The sequence below is a fragment of the Plantactinospora sonchi genome, assembly GCF_036422035.1.
GTDB lineage: Bacteria > Actinomycetota > Actinomycetes > Mycobacteriales > Micromonosporaceae > Plantactinospora > Plantactinospora sonchi.
This window is the reverse complement of record NZ_JAZGQK010000021.1, coordinates 359,592-365,591: the sequence shown is the minus strand read 5'-3', so window position 1 is coordinate 365,591 and position 6,000 is coordinate 359,592. Positions and strand designations below refer to the sequence as shown.

3 protein-coding genes are annotated in these 6,000 nt (G+C 68.5%); 2 read left to right on the top strand and 1 reads right to left on the bottom strand.

The features are described 5' to 3' along the window. A partial coding sequence (locus tag V1633_RS24890; RefSeq protein WP_331216798.1) for a non-reducing end alpha-L-arabinofuranosidase family hydrolase occupies window positions 1-2,088 on the top strand: 2,088 nt, incomplete at its 5' end. Window positions 2,089-2,151: 63 nt separating this feature from the next. Further along, window positions 2,152-3,471 carry a poly(ethylene terephthalate) hydrolase family protein gene (locus tag V1633_RS24885; protein ID WP_331216797.1) on the top strand — a complete coding sequence of 440 codons (1,320 nt, stop codon included), beginning with the start codon at window positions 2,152-2,154 and terminating at the stop codon, window positions 3,469-3,471. 834 nt (window positions 3,472-4,305) lie between these two features. Here the strand turns inward: V1633_RS24885 and V1633_RS24880 are convergent. Further along, window positions 4,306-5,841, bottom strand: a complete 1,536-nt coding sequence (locus tag V1633_RS24880) for a non-reducing end alpha-L-arabinofuranosidase family hydrolase (RefSeq protein WP_331216796.1) — start codon at window positions 5,839-5,841, stop codon at window positions 4,306-4,308. Window positions 5,842-6,000 lie beyond the last annotated feature (159 nt).

Here is a 6,000-nt window from a genome sequence, read left to right as displayed (position 1 = left end):
CGGGTCGCCACCTACTACCGGGGCAAAATCGACTCCTGGGACGTGGTGAACGAGGCGTTCGCCGACGGCAACGGCGGCGGCCGCCGTGACTCCAACCTGCAACGCACCGGAAACGACTGGATCGAGGCCGCGTTCCGCGCCGCCGACGCCGCCGACCCCAACGCCAAACTCTGCTACAACGACTACAACACCGACAACTGGACCTGGGACAAGACCCAGGCCGTCTACCGCATGGTCCAGGACTTCAAGCAGCGCGGCGTGCCGATCGACTGCGTCGGCTTCCAGTCGCACTTCAACAGCGGCTCGCCCTACCCGAGCAACTACCGCACCACACTGTCCAGCTTCGCCGCCCTCGGCGTCGACGTACAGATCACCGAACTGGACATCGAAGGATCCGGCACCACCCAGGCCAACACCTACCGCAACGTGGTGAACGACTGCCTCGCCGTCGCCCGCTGCACCGGCATCACCGTCTGGGGTGTACGGGACTGTGACTCGTGGCGTAGCGGTGGCACCCCGCTGCTGTTCAACTGCAACGGCACCAAGAAGGCGGCCTACACCTCCACCCTGGACGCCCTGAACGGCGCCACCCCGAACCCGACCCCGACGGCGACCACCCCGAACCCGACCCCCAGCCAACCCGGCACCATCGATCCGAGCGCCTGGTACGAACTGGTGAACCGCAACAGCGGCAAACTGCTGGACGTGTGCGGGATCTCCACCGCCGACGGAGCCTGTGTCCAGCAGTACGCCCGGTCGGGCGGATCGAACCAGCAGTGGCAGTTCGTCGACTCGGGCGGCGGCTACCACCGGCTGCGGGCGCGGCACTCGGGCAAGGTCCTGGACGTGTACAACTGGTCGACCGCGGACAGTGCCGCGATCGCGCAGTGGACCGACCACAACGGGGCGAACCAGCAGTTCCGGCTGGTCACCTCCACCGACGGGTACGTCCGATTGATCAACCGCAACAGCGGCAAGGCGATGGAGATCCGGAACGCCTCCACCGCCGACGGGGGCAGTGTGGTCCAGTACGCCGACCACGGCGGAACAAACCAGCAGTGGCAACTGCTCCGGGTCGGCGGAGCCACCACCACGCCGACGCCGACGGCGACCAGTACCCCTCCGCCCACCGGCACGCTGCCGAGCAGTTTCCGGTGGAACTCCAGCGGGGCGCTGATCGGGCCGAAGAACGACGGCCGCAACATCGCCGGCATCAAGGACCCGTCGGTGGTCTACCACAACGGCCGCTACCACGTCTTCGCGAGCACCGCCCAGTCGAGTGGCTACAACCTGGTCTACCTCAACTTCACCGACTGGTCACAAGCCAACAACGCCACCTTCCACTACCTCGACCAGGCCCCGCTCGGCACCGGATACCGGGCCGCACCCCAGGTGTTCTACTTCGCCCCACAGGGCCTGTGGTACCTGATCTACCAGACCGGCAACGCGTCGTACTCCACCAACCCGGACATCAGCAACCCGAACGGCTGGACCGCGCCACGGCACTTCTACACCGACATGCCGCAGATCATCCGGGACAACATCGGCGACGGTTACTGGGTCGACATGTGGGTCATCTGCGACAACGCCAACTGCCACCTGTTCTCCTCCGACGACAACGGCCACCTCTACCGCTCGCAGACCTCGCTGACGAACTTCCCCAACGGCATGGACCAGCCGGTGATCGCCATGCAGGACGCCGACCGCTACCGGCTCTTCGAGGCCGCCAACGTCTACCGGGTGGCGGGCCAGAACCAGTACCTCATGATCCACGAAGCGATCGGCACCGACGGGCGACGCTGGTTCCGCTCCTGGACCGCACCCGCCATCGCCGGCCCCTGGCAGGCCCTCGCCGACACGGAGAGCAACCCCTTCGCCCGCGCCAACAACGTCACCTTCCCCGGCGGGGCCTGGACCCAGGACATCAGTCACGGTGAGATGATCCGCGACCAGGTCGACCAGACCCTCACCATCAGCCCCTGCAACATGCGCTACGCCTACCAGGGGATGGACCCCAACGCGGGCGGCGACTACAACAGCCTGCCCTGGCGACTCGGCCTGCTCACCCAGACCAACTCCACCTGTTGACCGGGGGCCGCCCACCCTCCGAGGGCCAGCCCCAACCCACCACCGACAGAGGAGGTACCGACCGTGCGAGGACATCCACCTGAACCCTCACCTTCCGGTGACACGGAGGTCGGCCGGGCGGCACCCGGCGTTCCGGGCCGGCTGCTCACGCTCGTCACGGGCGGGATGGCGGTGGCCCTCGGGGTGCTGTCCGCGGTGGCGGTGACCACCGGCTCGGCGTCGGCCGCCGACAACCCCTACCAGCGGGGTCCGGACCCCACCCGGGCCAGTGTCGCGGCGGTGACCGGACCGTTCGCGACCGCGTCGGTCAGCGTTCCGAGCGGGTACGGCTTCGCCGGCGGCGCGATCTACTACCCCACCGACACCAGCCAGGGAACCTTCGGCGCGGTCGCCATCTCGCCCGGTTACACCGCGCTGTTCTCCACCGAACTCGCCTGGATGGGGCCCTGGCTCGCATCCCACGGGATCGTCGTGATCGGCATCGAGACCAACAGTCGCAACGACTTCGACGTCGCCCGGGGAACCCAGTTGCTCGCCGCGCTCGACTACCTCACCCAGCAGAGTCCGGTACGCGACCGGGTCGACCACAACCGGCTGGCGGTCTCCGGCCACTCCATGGGTGGCGGGGGCGCCCTCAACGCGGCCATCCGGCGTCCGTCGTTGAAGGCCGCGGTCGGGATCGCGCCGTACCTGCCGTCGTCGAACCTGGCCAACGACCGGGTCCCGACGATGGTCCTCGCCGGGCAGGCCGACACCGTGGTCACCCCGACCTACCTGAACGGCCTGCACGGCAGCCTGCCGGCAGCCACGGAGAACGCGTACCTGGAGATCGCCGGTGCCGACCATCTCTTCCCGGTCGGCAGGTCGAACGCCGTGATGATCCGGACGATGCTGCCGTTCCTCAAGATGTTCGTCGACAACGACGCCCGGTACAGCCAGTTCCTCTGTCCGTTGCTGGACTCGACCGGCGTGGTCACGTACCGCAGCACCTGCCCGCTCCTGCCACCGACCACCCCGCCGACCGGCACCCCGTCGCCGGATCCCTCGGACACCCCGACTCCCCCGCCGAGCAGCACCGCACCGCCCGTCGCCGGGTGCAGCGCGAATTACCGTACGACCAACTCCTGGCCGGGTGGCTACCAGGGCGAGATCACGGTGACGACGGGGAACTCCGCGATCAACGGGTGGACCGTCCGATGGACGCTGAGCAGCGGTCAGACGGTCAGCCAGGTCTGGAACGGCACGCTGAGCACCAGCGGGTCGACGGTGTCGGTGCGCAACGCCTCGTACAACGGCTCGCTCCCGCCCGCCGGCTTCACCACGTTCGGCTTCCTCGGCAGCGGAACGCCGTCACCGCCGTCACTCACCTGCACCAGCCCGTAGCCACGGCCGGCCCGAGGACCGGGGCCGCCGCGCTTCGCGCAGGTCCACGGCTCCCGACGCCGACCCCGCCCGGCGTCGGGAGCGACCGCGTCACGTCCGCCTCTCCGTTCTCCACGGCGCGGCCTTCGGACCTCGCCTGATCGTCGACGTGGACCAGGGGTGGAACCCGATCGGGTTCCACCCCTGACCCTGTTTGTCGGGACTGCACGGAACCGCTGGAGGCATCTCGCGCACGGTTGCCCCGCCGGGTCGTCGAGGAGCTGGTTCCAGGGCACCGGAGACGCGCGGACAGGTTTCACCTCCAGCCGGCCGTGGCCGGGCCGGGCCGATCGGGTACGAGCGTGATCTCGTCGGTCCACGGAAGTGGCTCGCCGCCGTCCGGCGGATGCCGCTGGCAGCGCCCCGGCCGGAAGAAGACCGGCGGTGCCCTGGGACCGGGCCAGCGTGACGTCGCCGCCGATCGGCCCGAGCGCCGGTGAAAGCCGCACCACGTTCACCGGGCCGATCCAACCAGCGGCTCGTCGCGACCGCCGCCGTGCCGGTTGGCGCCGCGTCCCGTTCCGCGCGTCCGACCCGTTCATCAGCCATGAGGCAGATGTTGGACATGGCGTGGGCCGTGGGGATGCCGGGCGACCGTTCGCGCCCTGACGAAGGCGACAGCCCGCGCGGACAGCAGGATGATCCGGGCCCGCGGTGACGTGGCGGGCTCGGCCTGCGCCGAACCCGCCACGTCTGCTCCACCCGATCGATCGCGGACCATGACAACGCTCACCGATGCGGCGCCCGTCGCCCCGCGAACGTCAGGGTGACCCGAGCCGGACCTGCGTCACGCGGTCAGCGCTGCAGTGTCAGCAGCCCCGGCCGGTACGGCAGGAGACCGTACTCGCCGCCGGAGTTGGGAGAACGTCCCTGGTAGAGCAACTGCAGGTTGCAGGGGTCAACGGTCATGGTCTGATCGGCGTTGGTGCGGATCAGTTCGCCGTGGCTGATGTCGTTGGTCCAGGTGGCACCACTGTTGGCCTTGCCGGCGAAGGGGTTGCTCTCGGTCGCGGCCTGCGGGGTCCACGAACCGCCCAGGCTGGTGGCGGTGAACGAGCGGAAGTAGCGACCCTGCGAGCCGATCGCCTCGACGATCATGAGGTACCGGCTCTGGCCCTGGAGCTTGTAGACCTGGACGGCCTCGAACAGGTTGTTCGTCGAGTCGGTCATGATCGTGGTGTAGTTCGAGCCGAAGCTGCCGGGGAAGTTCCCGATCGGCATGCTGGCCCGGTAGATCCGGCCGTTGTCCCCGGCGAAGAACAGGTACATGTTCGTGTCGTCGCCGATCAGCGCCTGGTCGATCGGGCCGGTGCTGGAGTTCGAGATGCTGCCGGAGAAGAGCGTCTGGTGCGCCGACCAGCTGTTCACGTTGGTGGGGTCGGTCGAGGTCCGGTAGGAGAAGGCGGGCCCACCCCACTGGTAGGCGAGCACCCAGACGTTACGCGGGGCGAAGTAGAACAGTGAGGGCGCGACAGCCGCGAAGGGCATCTGGTTCTGGCTGGCCGAGCCCATCTCGGACCAGTTGGTGAAGAGGCCGAAGTTCATCGAGCCCCACGTCGTACCCGTGTCGTGCGTCGTCCCGTAGACGAGTTGCCGGCCGTTGTAGGGCGCGTGGGTGAAGTCCTTGAGCGAGACCCATCCCGACCTCGGCTGCGCCAGCGCACCCGTCGACGACCAGCGGTACGTCGACGGCAGATTGCAGGTGCCGGTCGGCGGTGGCGTGGTGGGTGGCGTGGTGGGGTTGCCCCCGCCGTCGACGCGGACGAGTTGCCACTGCTGGTTGTTGCCACCCCAGTCGTCGTACTGCACGATGTTGCCGCCGTCGGCGGTCGAGGCGCCCTGCACCTCCACCACCCTGTTGCTGTTCCGGTTGATCAACCGGACGTAGCCACCGGCCGAGTCCGCCAACCGGAACTGCTGGTTGGCCCCGTTGCTGTCACTCCACTGCACGATCGCCGCACCGTTGGCGGTCGACCAGTTGTAGACGTCCAGCACCTTGCCCGAGTGCCGCGACTTCAACCGGTAGTAGCCACCGCCCGAGTCGACGAACTGCCACTGCTGCTGGTTGCCGTTGTTCCGGGCCCACTGGGTGATCCGTGCCCCGTCGTTCGTGGCCAGGTTGTACACGTCCAGGGCCTTGCCGCTGTTCCGGTTCACCAGCACGTACCAGGCGCTCGTGTCGACCGTAGCCGCGGCGGCGGGTGTCGACACCACCGCCGCGGCGGCACCACCGACCACCACCGCCGTCACGCCGACGGCGACGACCCGAGGCAACCACCCACGCCGCCGCGACGGCGGCGCGACCGATGGAGACCTACCGAAGCCAAACATGATCCTCCTTCGATGACCAAGAGCCGGACGGTCCGCCCGGAGATGGGCGCACCGCGACGCACGAACGATCACGTGCGTCGAAGTTAGTGTTAGCGCTAACAATGTGCCTCGCGCGCTGGTGCCCACGTCTGATCTCTGGCTCGACGACGCAGGCTTGCC

What these genes read in the sequence shown, in the direction of transcription:
- V1633_RS24880 (WP_331216796.1), bottom strand. Translation starts at nt 5,841, where the DNA reads ATGTTTGGCTTCGGTAGGTCTCCATCGGTCGCGCCGCCGTCGCGGCGG.